Origin of the sequence: Nonomuraea sp. NPDC005650 (assembly GCF_040605375.1) — a bacterium.
Lineage (GTDB): Bacteria > Actinomycetota > Actinomycetes > Streptosporangiales > Streptosporangiaceae > Nonomuraea.
In genome coordinates, this window is sequence record NZ_JBEXCR010000018.1 from 152,917 (window position 1) to 168,717 (window position 15,801).

At 72.4% G+C, this 15,801-nt stretch carries 14 protein-coding genes; 11 read left to right on the top strand and 3 right to left on the bottom strand.

What is annotated here, in order from left to right:
- Nucleotide 1: 1 nt before the first annotated feature.
- Together ABZS69_RS30085 and ABZS69_RS30090 are read right to left on the bottom strand one after the other, a co-directional pair.
- Nucleotides 2–1,609 carry a hypothetical protein gene (locus tag ABZS69_RS30085; protein ID WP_355378467.1) on the bottom strand — a complete coding sequence of 536 codons (1,608 nt, stop codon included), beginning with the start codon at nucleotides 1,607–1,609 and terminating at the stop codon, nucleotides 2–4.
- Nucleotides 1,606–2,235 carry a hypothetical protein gene (locus ABZS69_RS30090; protein WP_355378470.1) on the bottom strand — a complete coding sequence of 210 codons (630 nt, stop codon included), beginning with the start codon at nucleotides 2,233–2,235 and terminating at the stop codon, nucleotides 1,606–1,608. The genes ABZS69_RS30085 and ABZS69_RS30090 overlap by 4 nt, the downstream gene beginning before the upstream one ends.
- A gap of 369 nt (nucleotides 2,236–2,604) precedes the next feature.
- Between ABZS69_RS30090 and ABZS69_RS30095 the strand changes: the two genes are divergently transcribed.
- From ABZS69_RS30095 to ABZS69_RS30145, 11 genes are all read left to right on the top strand, one after another.
- Nucleotides 2,605–2,853: an acyl carrier protein gene (locus tag ABZS69_RS30095; RefSeq protein WP_355378473.1), complete on the top strand. Its 249-nt coding sequence runs from the start codon at nucleotides 2,605–2,607 to the stop codon at nucleotides 2,851–2,853.
- Nucleotides 2,828–3,586 carry an SDR family NAD(P)-dependent oxidoreductase gene (locus tag ABZS69_RS30100; protein WP_355378475.1) on the top strand — a complete coding sequence of 253 codons (759 nt, stop codon included), beginning with the start codon at nucleotides 2,828–2,830 and terminating at the stop codon, nucleotides 3,584–3,586. Before ABZS69_RS30095 ends, ABZS69_RS30100 begins: the two co-directional genes overlap by 26 nt.
- Complete coding sequence (locus ABZS69_RS30105) at nucleotides 3,586–4,893, top strand: AMP-binding protein (RefSeq protein WP_355378476.1); 1,308 nt, start codon at nucleotides 3,586–3,588, stop codon at nucleotides 4,891–4,893. The genes ABZS69_RS30100 and ABZS69_RS30105 overlap by 1 nt, the downstream gene beginning before the upstream one ends.
- A 118-nt stretch (nucleotides 4,894–5,011) precedes the next feature.
- Nucleotides 5,012–6,037, top strand: coding sequence for an acyl-protein synthetase (locus tag ABZS69_RS30110; protein ID WP_355378479.1), 1,026 nt, complete (start codon nucleotides 5,012–5,014; stop codon nucleotides 6,035–6,037).
- The gene (locus ABZS69_RS30115) at nucleotides 6,037–7,257 is read left to right on the top strand and encodes an acyl-CoA reductase (RefSeq protein ID WP_355378480.1); all 1,221 of its coding nucleotides are present in this window, start codon (nucleotides 6,037–6,039) and stop codon (nucleotides 7,255–7,257) included. Before ABZS69_RS30110 ends, ABZS69_RS30115 begins: the two co-directional genes overlap by 1 nt.
- Nucleotides 7,254–9,476: a hypothetical protein gene (locus tag ABZS69_RS30120; protein ID WP_355378482.1), complete on the top strand. Its 2,223-nt coding sequence runs from the start codon at nucleotides 7,254–7,256 to the stop codon at nucleotides 9,474–9,476. The genes ABZS69_RS30115 and ABZS69_RS30120 overlap by 4 nt, the downstream gene beginning before the upstream one ends.
- Before the next feature lie 110 nt (nucleotides 9,477–9,586).
- A complete protein-coding gene (locus ABZS69_RS30125) occupies nucleotides 9,587–10,798 on the top strand; it encodes a glycosyltransferase (protein WP_355378484.1) in 1,212 nt (403 codons plus the stop codon).
- A 3-nt stretch (nucleotides 10,799–10,801) separates the two neighbouring features.
- On the top strand, nucleotides 10,802–11,500 hold the full coding sequence (locus ABZS69_RS30130; RefSeq protein ID WP_355378485.1) for a class I SAM-dependent methyltransferase: 699 nt from the start codon (nucleotides 10,802–10,804) through the stop codon (nucleotides 11,498–11,500).
- 65 nt (nucleotides 11,501–11,565) lie between these two features.
- The gene (locus tag ABZS69_RS30135; RefSeq protein WP_355378487.1) at nucleotides 11,566–12,237 is read left to right on the top strand and encodes a polysaccharide deacetylase family protein; all 672 of its coding nucleotides are present in this window, start codon (nucleotides 11,566–11,568) and stop codon (nucleotides 12,235–12,237) included.
- A gap of 6 nt (nucleotides 12,238–12,243) precedes the next feature.
- A complete protein-coding gene (locus ABZS69_RS30140; protein ID WP_355378489.1) occupies nucleotides 12,244–14,007 on the top strand; it encodes a hypothetical protein in 1,764 nt (587 codons plus the stop codon).
- Between the two features lie 193 nt (nucleotides 14,008–14,200).
- Nucleotides 14,201–14,722, top strand: coding sequence for a hypothetical protein (locus ABZS69_RS30145; RefSeq protein WP_355378490.1), 522 nt, complete (start codon nucleotides 14,201–14,203; stop codon nucleotides 14,720–14,722).
- A gap of 60 nt (nucleotides 14,723–14,782) precedes the next feature.
- Here ABZS69_RS30145 and ABZS69_RS30150 read toward each other — a convergent pair whose 3' ends face one another.
- Entirely contained in the window at nucleotides 14,783–15,697 is a 915-nt protein-coding gene (locus ABZS69_RS30150; RefSeq protein ID WP_355378492.1) for a CHRD domain-containing protein, read from the bottom strand.
- Nucleotides 15,698–15,801: the final 104 nt, after the last annotated feature.

Here is a 15,801-nt window from a genome sequence, read left to right on the forward strand (position 1 = left end):
CTCAGCCAGAGAGAAGGCGGATCACCTTGCGGGCGACCTTGCGGGGGCTCGCCAGACGGCGGGAGAGGCGATACCCGAGCGTCCTGCGGAAGGCGCTGGCCTTGCGCTGGGTCCTGCGTAGCTTGGCCTTCGCCCTGACCAGCTCGCGTTCGCGGTAGGAGAGCTTGGTCTCCAGGCGCGAGATCCTGGCCAGCGCCGCGGTGAGCTGGTCGGTCAGGCGGTCGCGGGCGCCCAGCAGATCGCGGTACGTGGGCGCGTGCTCCGCCACCTCGGCGGGACAGCCCAGCTCCGCGTCCAGCTTGCGGGCGCGGTCGAGGTCGCCCTGGTCGCAGGGGCGGTCGGCCATGCCGCACAGGGTCAGCGTGAGCTGGTCGGCCTCCAGCGGCCACGGCCACGGGTGATGGTGGCCGGCCGCCAGCAAGCGGACCGCGAACCGCCACAGGATCCGGCACAGGACGACTTTCGGGGCGGGCGGGGTGGACGGGCCGGCGGCGGGGCTGATGGCCGCGAACCGCTCGCCGTCGTACACCAGGCTGTCGGTCGCGGCCGACACGTCGCCGCCCGCCTCCAGCCACTCGGCGAGCCGGGCCAGCAGCTCGCGCACGGTCTTGACGTCCTCGCGGGCGCACGCCTCGACGAGGATCTCCTCGACGACCCGGCCGGCCGGGACCGGCCGCACCTCGCCGTCCGGCAGCCGCCGGGCGCCGTCGCGGGTCAGCTCGTAGAGTGCCGAACCCTCCTCGACCAGCCCCAGCGGCAGCTCCACGTCGTCATCGGCTTCCAGCGCGGTGGTGGCCACGGTCAGCCAGAGCGGCGCGAGCTCCTCGCCCAGGCCGTGCCGGAACACCATCCGGGTCAGCCGGAGCGGGTCGGCCACCGGCATGCGGTCGCCGCCCCGCGCGCTCAGCGGGAACGCGAGGGCGTCCGGCAGGTCGGCGGCCAGCACCTCGCGGGACAGCAGCGCCCGGGGCGCCTGCCTGACCGGGTACGCCGCATAACACCGCCGCACGAGCAGCCCCGCCGACCCCAGGGCGCGGTCGAGCGCCTCGGGGCCGCTGGGGTAGCTCGGGTCGAAGCCGTGCGGCGCCCACTGGTCGTCGGCGCCCTCCCGGTCAGCGGGCCTGGCCTCCAGGAAACGATCGACGCCCAGGTCGTTGCGTACGCCGAGCACGAGCCGCCCCCCGGGCGCGACCAGCCCGGCCAGCGCGTCCAGCGACTCGCTCCACGCCGCCGCCGGGGCCTCAGCCGAGTGCGTGCGCAGCAACCCGTCGAGCGCCAGCACCAGGTCGTACGGCTTCTCCGCGTCGAACACCTCCAGCCGCCCGCAGAACACCGCCAGCCCCGGGTGCCGTTCGCCGAGGGCGCAGGCGTCGGGGTAGGAGCGCAGCAGCATGGCGGCCGACGGGGCGCGCGCGACCACGTCGTCCACCAGCACCTGCGGATGCGGCCCGACCAGCAGCACCCTGCCGCCCTCCGGGACGAGCCGGCCGACCAGCTCCAGTGCCGCGCCCCGCCAGTCCGTGATGCCGCCCATGTTGGACATGTCGGACCACAGCAGCATCTCCCCGCCGATCAACCGGACGTTCTCGGGCGTCTCCCCGGTGATCATGTGCGGGCCCCCCGCTTCCATCCGAACATTCGCCGTAGCTCCTCCGGTGTCGCCTGATACTCGAATCCCAGCTCGCGCCGCGCCACCTCCGACGCCAGCTCGGGATCGACGCGCGTGCCGTGCAGCTCCGGCCAGAGCCGCATGCGCCGCGCCGTCCCCCCGTACTCGGGACGCTCGTCCTCGAACTGCATCGGATCCCCGTACACCGCCACCTCGCATCCGACCGAGGCGCCGTAGAACAGCGCGCTGCCGAGCCGGTTGGAGGCCACCCTGCGGTGGCGTCGCAACTGGACCAGCTGCTTGCGCAGGAAGTCGCGTCCCTTTCCCTCCCACCGGGAGCCGCGCTCGCCATGGCAGATGACCCGGAATCCCCTCGATTCGTACGCTCGCCGAATGTCCGGATTCGCGAATTCCAGCCAATAAAGGCAGACCGTGACCGGACCAGTCTCGACATTTCGTATTTCGTCGGCCAACCGGGCATGGTCACCACTGACGGAATGCTTTTCCCAGCCATGAAAGGGATACCAGATCGTACCCTTGCGTTCGGGTACCACGCCCAGCTCAGGCTCCAGATGAAGGAGATAAATCCACGGCGCGCCGATGAGGTAGTGTCCTCGGCGACCCATGGACCAGCCTCGGCGACGTAGCACGTCAGACCAGATGAAACGGGGATATCCGGGGCTGCACCAATGATCGTTGGGCGGAAATCCGTGGAGATAGTTCCATCCGTGCTGGAGGAAGCCCTGGATGCGTTTCGGCGTATCCTCCGACAGGCCACAGTATCTACCGATTATGCGAGAGTGCCCGTACCAGTGATTGGATTCGTCCATCATTCCCCCCGTACGGTGGACCGTGTCCCGTCCGACATTCCCAGCCCGCAACGGGTGCCACGCCTCGTTATACGGTTCCATTACCGGAGAGGGGGCCTTGGTTTTCTCCTGGCTCGCAATTCCCGCTACACTACGTCGTGGCTTGAGGACAGAGAGTGAGTGATCATGAGTCATCTCGACCGCCTGCGGGCCGTCTTCCGCAGTGCGCTCAACCTTCCGGCCGACGCCGACGTCGACGGGCTCGAATACCGCGCCATCCCTCAGTGGGACTCACTGGCCCACATGGCGTTGATCGCCGCAATGGAGGACGAGTTCTCCGTCATGATCGACACCGACGAGATGATCGACATGAGCTCGTTCGCCAAGGCGAGCGGGCTGCTGGAGAAGCATGGCATCGGCGCCGCCGCCATCTGAGGCCAGGGTCGTCCTGGTCACGGGCTCGACGGCGGGCATCGGCCGGGCCGTGGCGACCACGCTGGCCCAGGCGGGCCACGACGTCGTGCTGCACGGCCGCGACGAGGAGCGGGCCGCGAAGGCCGCCGCCGAGGTCGGGGAGGAGACCGGCGGGGTGACCGACTCGGTCGCCTGCGACGTCGGCGACCCCGCCGCCGTCTCGGCCGTGATGCGGCAGATCTACCAGCGCCACGGCCGCCTCGACGCCCTCGTGATCAATGCCGGCATCCACGCGGCGGGCCCGCTCGGCATGACCCACCCCGACACGGTCGAGAAGCTGTTCCAGGTCAACTCGGTGGGGGCGACGTACACGCTGCAGTCCGCGCTCAGGCTGCTGCGGCGCGGCAGCTCCCCTGCGGTGGTGCTGGTCTCCTCGATGATGGGCCGGATGGGCGGCGCGGGCCAGGCGGTCTACTCCGCCACCAAGGCGTCCCTGATCGGCCTCACCAAGGCGGCGGCCAAGGAGCTGGGGCCCACCGGGATCCGGATCAACGCCGTGGCCCCCGGCTACATCCAGACCGACATGCTCGCCACGCTCGACAAGGAGAGCCGCGCGGCCGCGGTCGCCGCGACCCCGCTTCGGCGGCTCGGCACGCCCGCCGACGTCGCCCGCGTGGCCGCGTTCCTGCTCTCGGCCGACGCGGGGTTCGTCACCGGCCAGATCATCGGCGTCGACGGCGGGCTGGTGCTGTGATGTTCCCGCACCCACAGGCCCGGCTCGTCGTCGCGGGAGAGGCGGCGGGCCTCGGCGGCGGCGAGCTGGCCGGCCACGTCGCGCGCACCGCGGAGGCCCTGACCCGGCTGCGGCCCGGGCCGCTGTTCTGCGGCATGCGCAACAACCTCACGTCCGTCCTGCGCTACCTCGCCGCCTGGCGGTCCGGCCGGCCGATCGCGCTGCTCGACCCCGACCTGGCTCCCGGCGCGCTGGCCGAGCTGACGGCCCGGTTCAGGCCGGCGGCGCTGCTCGGGTTCACGCACGCGGCCGACGGCTCGCCGCCGCCGCGCCACGACGCGCCCGAGCCGCATCCCGACCTCGCCGTGCTCCTCGCCACCTCGGGCTCGACCGGCAACCCCAAGCTCGTACGCCTGTCGCGCGAGGCCGTGCTGGCCAACGCCACCGCCATCGCCACGGCCCTGTCCATCGTCCCCGACGAGATCGCGCCCACCAGCCTGCCGCTCCACTACAGCTACGGGCTGTCCGTGCTCAACAGCCACCTGGTCGCCGGGGCGACGGTGATGCTGACGGAGGCGGGCCTGCTGGAGAGGTCGTTCTGGACGCATCTCGACGCCCACCGGTGCACGTCGCTGGCCGCCGTGCCCTACCAGTACGAGATGCTGCGGCGGCTGCGATACGACCGCTCCGAGCACCCCGCGCTCGTCACGCTCACGCAGGCCGGCGGGCGCCTCGGCGAGGACCTGGTGAAGGAGTTCGCGGGCCAGGCCGACCGGTTCTTCGTGATGTACGGGCAGACCGAGGCCACGGCCCGGATCACCGTCCTGCCGCCCGACCGGCTGGCCGACAGGCCGGGCTCCGCCGGGCAGGCCGTCCCCGGCGGCCGGCTGGCCGTCGACGAGGGCGAGGTCGTCTACCACGGGCCCAACGTCATGATGGGCTACGCCGAGACGGCCGCCGACCTGGCCAGGGGTGACGACCTGGGCGGGGTGCTGCGCACGGGCGACCTGGGGCGGCTCGACTCCGAGGGCTTCCTCTACCTCACCGGGCGGCTGAAACGCATCGCCAAGATCTTCGGCGTGCGGGTCAACCTCGACGACGTCGAGCGGCTGCTGCGCGGCTCCGTCCCGGTCGCGGCGACCAGCGGCGACGACCGCGTGACCGTGTGGGCCGAGGGCCTCGACGCGGCCGGCCGCGCGGGCCTGGCCCGGAAGCTGGGGGCCGAGCTGCGGGTCCACTGGAGCGGGTTCGACGTGCGCGCCGTCGACAGCCTCCCGCTCCTGGCGACCGGCAAGATCGACTACCGCGCCCTGGAGTCCCGCACATGACGGCCCCGCCACGCTCCGCAGGCGGCCGCCCGGCGCGGCACGCCGGGCTCGGGGGTGTCCCCGGCCGGGCGGAGGGTGGCGGGCTCAGGGGTGTCCTCGATCGGGCGGAGGGTGGCGGATGAGCGTTTTCAGTCTGGCGGAGCCCGAGCGTGAGGCGGCGCTGGTGAGCGAGCTGGCGGCGCTGACCGAGCGGCATCGGCGGGCCTGCGCCCCCTACCGGCGGGTGCTCGACGCCATCCAGGCGGAGCCCCCCTACGAGCGGCTCGCGGACCTCCCCTGGCTGCCGGTGCGGCTGTTCAAGACGCACGAGCTGCGCAGCGTGCCCGAGGACGCGGTGTTCAGGGTGCTGACCTCCAGCGGGACCACCGGGCAGCGGCCGAGCCGGGTCTACCTCGACCGCGAGGCCGCCGCTGCGCAGCCGCGCATGCTGGCGGCCACGCTCAGGGAGGTGCTGGGCGGGCGGCGGCTGCCGATGCTGGTCGTGGACAGCCGCTCGGTCGTCCGCGACCCGACGCTGAGCGCCCGCGGGGCCGGGGTGCTCGGGATGATGAACTTCGGCAGGGACCACACGTTCGTGCTCGACGAGCGGGGCCAGCTGGACGCCGAGGCGGTCAAGGGCTTCCTGGCGCGCTACGGGAGCGAGCGGTTCCTGATCTTCGGGTTCACGTTCATGGTCTGGCTCCACCTGCGCGACCTCGGGGCGGACTTGTCGCAGGGGGTGCTGGTCCACTCCGGCGGGTGGAAGCGACTGGCCGAGCAGGCGGTCGACAACGCCGAGTTCCGGCGGCGGCTGGCGGCCGAGTGCGGGCTGACCCGGGTGCACAACTTCTACGGGATGGTCGAGCAGATCGGGACCGTCTTCCTGGAGGGCCCCGACGGCGACGGGCTCTACTGCCCCGACTTCGCCGACGTCGTGGTCCGCGATCCGGAGACCTGGCAGGAGGCCCCCGTCGGCGAGCCGGGGCTGATCGAGGTCGTCAGCACGCTGCCCACGTCGTACCCGGGCCACGTCCTGCTGACCGAGGACCTGGGCGTGGTGCGCGGCGTCGACGACGGGTGCTGGCCGGGCAAGCGGTTCGAGGTTCTGGGCAGGCTGCCCAGGGCCGAAGCGCGCGGCTGCAGCGACACCATGGGGCGGGGCTGATGCCGGACGACCCGAAGCTCGACGTACGCTTCCCCGCCGCCGCCCCGGCGTCCGCCGAGGAGCTGCTGGGTGAGCTGCGCGGCGGGCTCGACGTGGGCGACGAGCGGGTGCGCGACTTCCTCGCGGCCTTCGGCAAGCGGCTGCTGCGGCCCGCGCTGGCGCGGCGCCACCCCGAGCTGGGCTCGCTCGGCTTCTTCCTACGTCCCAGCGAGCTGGCCCGCACCGTCGACGGGCTCGCGAACGAGCACGTACGCGTGCCGCGCGGCCTGGTCTTCCACATCCCGCCCGCGAACGTCGACACCGTCTTCGTCTACTCCTGGGCCCTGTCGGCCCTGATGGGAAACCGCAACGTCGTCCGCCTCTCGCCCCGCTCCGGCGCGGTCGCCGAGGTCATCCTGGACACGCTGCACGACGCGCTGGAGGACGCCGACCCCGTCATAGCCGCGACCCAGCGCGTCGTCTCCTACGGCCGCAGCGACTGCGCCACCGCCGCGCTCTCGGCCGCCTGTGACCTGCGGGTGGTGTGGGGCGGCGACCGCACCGTACAGGAGATGCGGCGGCACCCGCTCGCCCCGCACGCCCGTGACCTGGTCTTCCCCGATCGCTCCTCGTTCGCCGTCGTACGGGCGGCGGCCTGGCTGTGCGCGCCCAGGGCCGCGCGGGTCACGGTGGCCGAAGGCTTCGTCAACGACACCTACTGGTTCGACCAGGCCGCCTGTTCCTCGCCCAGGACGGTGTTCTGGGTGGGCGCGGAGGGCGACTGCGACACGGCGCGGGCCGACTTCTGCGAGCACGTGTCGCGCGTGGTCACGGTCCGCGGGTGGGGCGTCGACGCCGCGATGGCCGTGGAGAAGCGGGTCTCCACCTACGGCCTGGCCGCCGACGGCCTGGCCGAGAGCATCGAGTTCCGGGGCAACGCGCTGGCCAACGTGACGCTGTCGGCCGCCGCCGCCGCGCCCAGGCAGTGGCTGGGCGCTGGCACGTTCGCGCACGCGAGGCTCGGGGCGCTGACCGAGCTGGCGGTGCTGGTCGAGCGGCGGGACCAGACGATGACGCACTTCGGGTTCGCCAAGACCGAGCTGGAGCAGCTGGCCAGGGAGCTGGGCGGGCGTGGGGTCGACCGGATGGTGCCGGTCGGGAGCGCCTTGAGCTTCCATCGGGTGTGGGACGGGTTCGACCTCCCGGCCGAGTTCACGCGACTGGTGACCGTGATCAGATGACGCTCGCGCCACCCTCGGCCCGGCGCGCCCGGTGGCCGGTGTCGTCCCGGCGGGGGCTCGGGTGGCTGCCCGCGGGGGTCGTGTGCGCCGTCGCGGTGGCGGTGTTCCTGTGCTGCGGGGTCTCCGCCCGTGACCTGGCCGTTTTCGCGGCCTATCTCGGGGGCGGGGTCGCGCTGCCCGGGACGCTGCTGTGGCGGGCGCTGACCGGCGGCGGGCGGTCTACGGCCGAGGACGTCGCGGCGGGGCTGGCGCTGGGCTACGCGGTCGAGGTGCTGGCCTACCTCCCGGCCAGGGCGGCCGGGGCGCCGCTGCTCGTGCTGGTGCCGTCCGCGGGGGTGCTCTGCGCGTTCGCCTGCGTACCCCGGCTACGGCGGCACTGGCGGGGCTGCGGCGGTGGGGAGCGGCGGGGTGGCGGCGCCGAGGAGCGGCGGGATGGCAGCGGCGGGGAGCAGCCGGGCGGCGGGTCTGGGGAGCGCATGCCTGTGTGGTGCGCGTGGGCGCTGGCGGCGGTCGTCGCGTACCTGATCGCGTGGAGCGCGCTCCACCTTTACCGCGTGCCGATCTCCGGCGCGTACGTGGACCTGCCCTACCACCTGGCGCTGGTCGGCGAGGTCAAGCACCACGTGCCGCCCACGCTGCCGTCCGTGCTGGGCGAGCGGCTCTCCTACCACTGGTTCGTCTACGCCGAGCTGGCCGCCACGAGCTGGGTGACCGGGATCGAGCCGGTGACGCTGGTCTACCGGCTGGCCACGCTGCCGATGGCGGCGGCCATGGTCGTACTGGTGGCGGTGCTCGGGCGGCGGCTGGGCGGGAGCTGGGGCGCCGGGGTCGCGTCGGTCGGGGTCGCGTACTTCCTGCTGGGCCCGATCCTTCAGGAGGACGTGGTCTTCACGACGCGGCCGATGTTCACCGTCTGGGCCAGCCCGACGCAGACGTTCGGGGCGCTGCTGTTCGCGCCGGTGGTGCTGCTGCTGCTGACCGGCGGGGGGCGGCGGGGCCGGGCGGCGCTGGTCGTGCTGCTGGCGGCGCTGACCGGGGCGAAGGCCACGTTCCTGCCGCTGCTGCTCGCGGGGCTGCTGGTCGTGGTGGCCGGGCGGTGGGTGGTGGAGCGGCGGGTGCCGTGGGCGTGGCTCGGCGCGGCAGGGGGCACGCTGGCGTGCCTGCTGGTCGCGCAGTTCGTGGTGTTCGGGCAGGGGTCACAGGGGACGGTGCTCGCGCCGTTCGCGGCGATGCGGGGGCTCTGGGGGCTGGTGGCGGGAGTCGGGATGCCGGAGCTCGCCGCCGTGCCGGTGACGCCGTTGCTGGTCCTGACCGCCGTGCACCTGTTCTGCCTGCTCTGCGTGTGGGGCGGGGCCGCGTCGCTGGGCCGGCGGGCGCTGGAGCCGCCCATGTCGCTGCTGCTCGGCATGGGCGCGGCGGGGGTCGGCGCGGCCGTGCTGCTCGGGCATCCGTCGGACTCGCAGCTCTACTTCCTGGAGAGCGTCCGGCCCTACCTGTCGGTCGCCGCGGTGTGCGGGGTGGCCGGGCTCTCGGCCGGGCGGCGGGCGCCGTGGGCCATGGTCGCGGCGGGGGCGGGGCTCGCCCTGCTCGCCGCGTGGATCGAGGTGCCCGGGAGCGCTCCGGTGCGGGCGGTGGTGCCGTACCTCGTGCTCGGGGTGGTGGCGGCGGGGGTGCTGCTGTGGCGGCGCGGGGCCGTGCTGGCCGTGCTGGCGCTGCTGGCCGGGTACGCGGTGCCGGCCTCCGCGCGCGAGCTGGTCCTGCGGGTGGTGCCCGAGGACGTCGAGCGCGAGATGGAGATCCCCGCCGGGGCGCTGAAGGCGGGGCGGTGGCTGCGTGCGCACTCCTCGCCCGACGACGTGGTGGCCACCGACCTGCACTGCCGCCCGGTCCTAGCGCCGGGGTGCGACAGCAGGCACTACTGGGTGTCGGGGTTCACCGAGCGGCGGGTGCTGGTCGAGGGGTGGGCGTACGCGGAGAGCACGCTGTCGCGGGCCGAGCTGTTCGTCTCGCCGTACCTTGAGGTGCCCTTCGCGGATCCCGTACGGCTGGCGGCGAACGACGCGGTCTTCCGGGCGCCCACGGCGGAGAACGTCCGGCACCTCGCCACGCGATACGGCGTCAAGTGGCTCTTCACCGGAACAAATCCGGAACTGGGGAAATTCGCGCGACTACGCTTTCGGAATTCCACCTCATCCGTTTATCAACTCGCCGACCGGTAAAGGTACTTCCCGCTCCTGGAATGCTGCCGGAGAAACACCGCGCGCCCCGCTGGACGGCCCCAGGAACATTTCCGTGGACGTACGGCCACCGATCATCATCAGGGACTCCCATGGAAACGCGTACCGCCACGGAGCCTCGCCCCCGCGTTCTCGACACCACGACCCGGCCGGCGAGCGTCGACATCGTCATCCCCGTGCTCAACGAGGAGCGCGCCCTGCCCGGCTGCGTCCGCGCGCTGTCCCGCTTCCTCGGCGACGGCTTCCCGCTGCCGTGGCGCATCACGATCGTCGACAACGGCAGCACCGACGCCACCTGGCCGGTCGCCAACGAGCTGGCCGGGGAGTTCGAGCGCGTGCATGTCCGCCGGCTCGACATCCGGGGCCGGGGCGCGGCGCTGCGCGCGGCCTGGCAGGACAGCCCGGCCGACATCGTGGCGTACATGGACGTCGACCTGTCCACGGACCTCGACGCCCTGTTCCCGCTGGTCGCCTCGGTGGCCAGCGGCCACTCCGAGATCGCCGTCGGCACGCGGCTCGCGCGCAGCGCGCGCACCCGCCGCTCGCTGCGCCGCGAGGTGGTCTCGCGCGCCTACAACGCCCTGCTCAGGTACGGCTTCGGCGTCCGCTTCAGCGACGCCCAGTGCGGCTTCAAGGCGGCCAGGGCCGAGGTGGTCAGGCCGCTGATGGCCAGGGTCCGGGACGACTCGTGGTTCTTCGACACCGAGCTGCTCCTGCTCGCCGAGCACAACGGCCTGCGCGTGCACGAGGTGCCCGTGGACTGGATCGAGGACGTCGACTCCCGCGTGAAGATCGTCAGGACGGCCGTCGACGACCTGAAGGGGCTGGCCAGGGTCGCCTGGTCGATGTCGACCGGCCGGGCCCGCGTCGGGGTGGCGCGGCCGGAGCCCACGCCCACGCATCCGGACGCGGTCCTGGCCCGCCCCCGGGCGGTGACGGCGGCGAAATTCGCGTCGTTCGCCGCGACCGGCATTGTTTCCGCGATTCTGTACGCGCTCATCTATCTGCCGCTGCGCGATTTGTGGCCGCCCGCGGTGACGAATTTGGCCGCGCTCGTCCTCACCGGATTCGTCGGCGCCGAGGCGAACCGCCGCTGGACATTCCACCGGCGCACCGCCATGCACGTGCGGGCGGCGGCGCTCTTCCTGGCCGGTTACGCCCTCACCACCATGGCCGTGCTCGCGCTGCCCCGTGGCGCCGGGCGGCTGGCGGAGGTCGGCGCGGTCGCCGGCACGTACTGCCTGCTCACCTTGATCCGCTTCACCGCCCTGGACCGCTGGGTCTTCTCCCGTACGAGGAACTGATCGATGGAAACCACTGAGATCCACCGCCTGATCGCGCTCGAGGACACCCACTGGTGGTACCGCGAGCGCCGGGCCATCCTGCGCAGGGAGCTGCGCGGGCTGGGCCGTCCCGGGCGGGCGCTGGACATCGGCGCCGCCGGCGGCGGGAACACCAGGGTCCTGGTCGAGGCGGGCTGGGAGGCGACCGCGACGGACTCGTGCGCGACGGCGGTCGAGGTGGCCAGGGGACGCGGGCTCAAGGCCGTGCGCGCCGACGCGCGGGCGCTGCCGTTCGAGCCGGGGAGCCTGGACCTGGTGACCGCGTTCGACGTGCTGGAGCACGTCCGCGAGGACCACCTGGTCGTGGAGGAGATCGCCAGGGTGCTGGCGCCCGGCGGGCACGCGCTGATCGCGGTCCCGTGCGACATGGCGCTGTGGTCGGCCCACGACGACGCGGTCGGGCACGTGCGGCGCTACGCCCGCGAATCGCTGACCGTCGTGGTCGAGCAGGCCGGGCTGAAGGTCGATCGCGTCTGGAGCTGGAACGTGCTGCTCCGCCCGCTCGTCGCCCGGCACCGCCGCCGGTCCAGGGGCAGCGACCTGCGGAAGATGCCGCTCCTGATCAACGCGGGCCTGTCGGCGGTCGTCCGCGCCGAGCGGTACCTGCCGGTCAAGTCACTCAAGGGCGTCACGCTGTTCCTGCGGGCCCGGCTCGGACGATGAGCGTGTTCAGACCGAGACGTCAGGGTGTTCCACGGTGTGCACGCATTGGCCCTAGGCTGTGATCCGTGGTGATTCATGCCCTGCTGGCGGCCGCACTGGCCACGACCTCGCTGCCCGCCCAGGCGGCGACGGTCGACTGCGACCGGGTCAAGTGCCTGGCGCTGACGTTCGACGATGGCCCGGGCGAGGGCACTCCCACCCTGCTCAAGATCCTCAAGCGGGAGCGGGTCAAGGCCACGTTCTTCCTGGTCGGCAACAAGGTGGAGCAGCGGCCTCAGATCGCCAAGCAGACGCTGGCGCAAGGACACGCGATCGGCAACCACACCTACTCGCACGCCTCGCTGACGGCGCTGGTCGACCAGGAGATCAGCGACGAGCTCAAGACCACGCAGAGCGCGATCCAACAGGCCACGGGGCTGCGGCCGACGATGTTCCGCCCGCCGTACGGCCACACCGACGACCGCGTGCTGGGCCTGGCGTACCAGGAGGACCTCGCGCAGGTGCTCTGGACGGGCACGACGCTCGACTGGCAGCTGCGTGACGCCAAGAAGATCAAGGCCGCCGTGCTCAGGCTGGCCAAGCGCGACGGGGTGATTCTCATGCACGACACGGTCCCGGCGACCGTGAAGGCGATGCCCGCGATCCTCAAGGAGCTCAAGAAGCAGGGCTACCACCTCGTCACGGTGCCGACCCTGCTACGCGGCAAGAAACCCGAGCCCGGAGTGAGCTACCCCTGACAGGCCATGGGCACCGCGAAGCCAAGGCCGTGGGTCGCGATCCCGACCTTCCTGATCATTCAGGCCGTCCTCGCCTGCTGGTGGGCGGCCTTCTACCCCGGCCTGTTCAGCCGCGACTCGGTCCTGTACCTCAGCCACACCGTCGTCGGTCCCTGGGTCAGCGACCACTCGGTGCTCTACGACGCGCTGCTGTCGCTGAGCTTCACCAAGACGGGTGATCTGGGCGCGGTCACGTTCGCGCAGACCACCGCCATGGCGGCGGCGCTGACGTACCTGGCGCAGTCGCTCAAGGCGCTCGGCGCGCCGCGCCTGGCGACGACGCTCGTGGCGATGTCCATGCCGCTGGCGCCGCCCGTGGGCGCGTTCTCGGTGACGCTGTGGAAGGACGTGCCGTTCACGATCTGCGCGATCGCCATCGCCGGCGTGTGCGCCCGGATCGCGGCCCGGCGCGCCGTCACCGTGCCCACGCTGGTCGGGCTGGTGCTGCTCTTCACGGCCCTGGGGCTGTTCAGGGCCAACGGCTTCCTCGTCGTGGGCGTCGCCGTCCTCGCGCTGCTGGTGATCGTCACGACCATGCGCGTACGGCTGCTGCTCGCCGGCACCTTCGCCGCGGCGCTGCCGCTCGTGCTCACGAACTTCGTGTTCCCGCAGTTCGGCATCATGGCCCCGGCCAAGACGTACATCTACCACACGGCCTTCGGCGACATCGCGGTGGCGTACCGGGACCGTCCCGAGCTGTTCGACGAGCGGGACAAGGCGTTGATGGCCTCCGTGGCGCCGCTGACGCGGTGGTGGGACGGCGGGACCTGCCACACGATCAACCCGCTCATCTGGCGCAAGGACTTCAGCTGGCCGCAGGCCGACGCGCACGCCTCCGAGCTGCTCGACCTGTGGAAACGGCTGCTGATCTCCCAGCCCGCCATGATCATCGACACGCGGCTGTGCCGGGGGGCGATCGCGTGGCGGCCCGTGCAGGACGAGTACGCCATCGGGGGGATGACGTACCGCTTCTCGCGGCGGCCCAACGCCGACACCTACGTCGGGCCGAACAAGGTGCCCGACTTCCCCGGGCGGTGGGTCTTCTCGCTGCGGCCGCGGTCGTGGGAGCTGAACCAGGTGGCCGAACCGTGGCTGACCGGCTCGCTGGCGCCGCAGTACGACTGGGTGCTCTGGCGGGGGGCGTTGTGGTCGTACGTGTCGTACCTGGCGGTGGCGCTGGGGGCACTGGCGCTGCGGAACCGGTACGTGCTGGGGGTGGCGGCCGTGGTCGCCGGGCAGCAGCTCACCGTCCTGGCGAACATCTCGGCGCAGGACTTCCGGTACATGGCCTCGCCCATCTTCGTGGGGGTGCTGCTGGTGCCGCTGCTGCTGGGGGGTGTGGGGCGGTTGGCGGTCGCCTCGGTACGGGGGGTCGGGCGCGCGCTGCGCCGCAGACCGCCCGAGGCCCGGCTCTCACCGGCACAACCCGGCCCGGCTCCTGACCCGGCCGCCCCCGCTCCTGACCTGGCCGACCTCGCTCCTGACCTGGCCGACCCCGCTCCCGGTCCGGCCACCCCCGCGCCCGGTCCGGCCACCCCCGCTCCGGACGACCCTTCCGCCATCGAGCCCGCCGAGTCGGACGCGCCCACCGAACCCATCCCGCCCATCCCGCTCATCCCGCCCATCCCGCCCATCGCGCACGAGCCTTCGACGGGCCTCTCCGCTTCTGACGCTCACGCGCCCGAGCCGGGCGAGGCGGGCGCTCCTGGACGGGAGGGCGATCGGGAGTAGCGGCGGCCGCCACCGCTCGGCGGGGCAGGTGGCGCTGCCGTGGGCTCAGGGATGGTTCCGGGTCCGGCGAGTGGTGTCGCTGATACGCGACGGCGGGTCCGTGACAGCGTGCGGTCAGTGCGGGAGCAGCGGCGGTCGGCATCGTCTTCCTCGTCGAGAAAGCAGCACTTCCCCCCGAAGAGGAGCCCCCGCCATGATGACCTTCGCCGCCGCCCTCCAGTTGCTCATCGCTTTGGGCTTCGTGAGCATCCCCCTCGTACGCCACCGCTACGGCCGCGAGGCAGGGGTCGCCGCGGAGCGGGAGCTGGAGCGTCAGGGCGTCCCCACCCGCGTACTGAAGGAGAACAACCTCAGCTTCGACGCCAGCGGCCACGAGACCATCGTCCCCGCCACGGTCGCGCTGATCATGACGGTCCTGGCCGTGCTCAACCTGGCGGGGAACCACTGGGGGCAGGTCCTGTCCTGGATCTTCCAGCCGCTCGTCCTCGTCGGCAACGTCCTCATCCTCTACAGCCAGCTGACCGCCGCCACGTCCGTGAAGAAGGCCTTCGAGCGCAAGGGCGACCCGATGCTCCAGCGCGTCGACGTGCGGGCGCTGTTGAAGGCGGCCGAGAGCGCCTTCCCGGGCTGGGTGATGCCGGGTCTCCAGAACGTCCGGCACACGGTGGTGATGGCCGGCTCGATCCTCGTCCTGGTGGCGCTGGTCACCGCCTGAACCGGAACACGCGAACGCCGCGCGGGCGGGATCCCGCGCGGCGCGTTCGTGTGCTCCGGGCTACCAGCCGCCGTTGTGGAGCTGGCCGCGCACCGCGCCGCCGGGGAACTCCGCGGTGTGCAGGTTGACGTACCAGCCCTTGGGGTTGCGCTTGATGCCGGCGGCGACCTTGGGCGAGGCGGTGCCGGTGCCGGCGATGCCGTTGACGCCGGCCGGCAGCCCGTTCGCGGCGGCGAAGAAGTCCACCACCACGGGGCCGTTCTTGCCCTTCACGCCTCGGTGGACGTGGCCGTTCGTCGGAGGGGCGATGCGTTTCCAGGCGGTGGCGAAGTGGACCTTGGTGCCGTTCACCCAGACGAGCCACGCGGCCCGCCCGTCCTTGTCGCCGACCTTCGTACCGGGCGCGGGCACCTCCTGGCGGCCGTCGGCCGACGCGGTGAGCGTGTGGTGCGACGAGCCGGCGGCCAGCACCGACTCAAGGGACACGGGGCGGACCCGGTGCAGCTGGGCGCGGACGGCGCCGCCGGGGAACTCGCCCGTGTGCAGGTTGGCGTACCAGCCCTTCGGGTTGTTCGCGATCCTGGCGAGCAGGCCCGAGTCCTTGACCGTGACGGTGCCCTTGACGGCGCTGAGCGACGCGGGCAGCGCCGCGCCGAAGAACGGGATCTTGACGTCGCCGTTCTTGCCGGCCTTGCCCTGGTGGATGTGGAACGCGGTCGGAGCGGCCACCTTCTGCCACCGGATCGCGTAGTCGACCTGCTGCCCGTGGATGCGGAACACGGCGATCGCGCTGCCGTTCCGGTCACCCACCTTCGCGCCCGGGGCGGGCACTTCGTTCTTGCCCAGCAGCGTCGCGGCCAGATAGACGTCCGTGCTCGACTGCGTGTCGGCCTGTGCCGTGGCCGGGTTGACGGAGGCGGCGATCAGCGCGGTGGCGAGCGCGAGGCCGGAGGCGGTGAGGATGCGCTTCGTCATGATTGACCCTTTCAGTTGGTGTTCGACGCCCGGTTGTACGACCCGCGTCTCGCGCCGGGTTCAATCCGCGAATGTGTATAAATACGCATTCGCGCTGGTAGGAA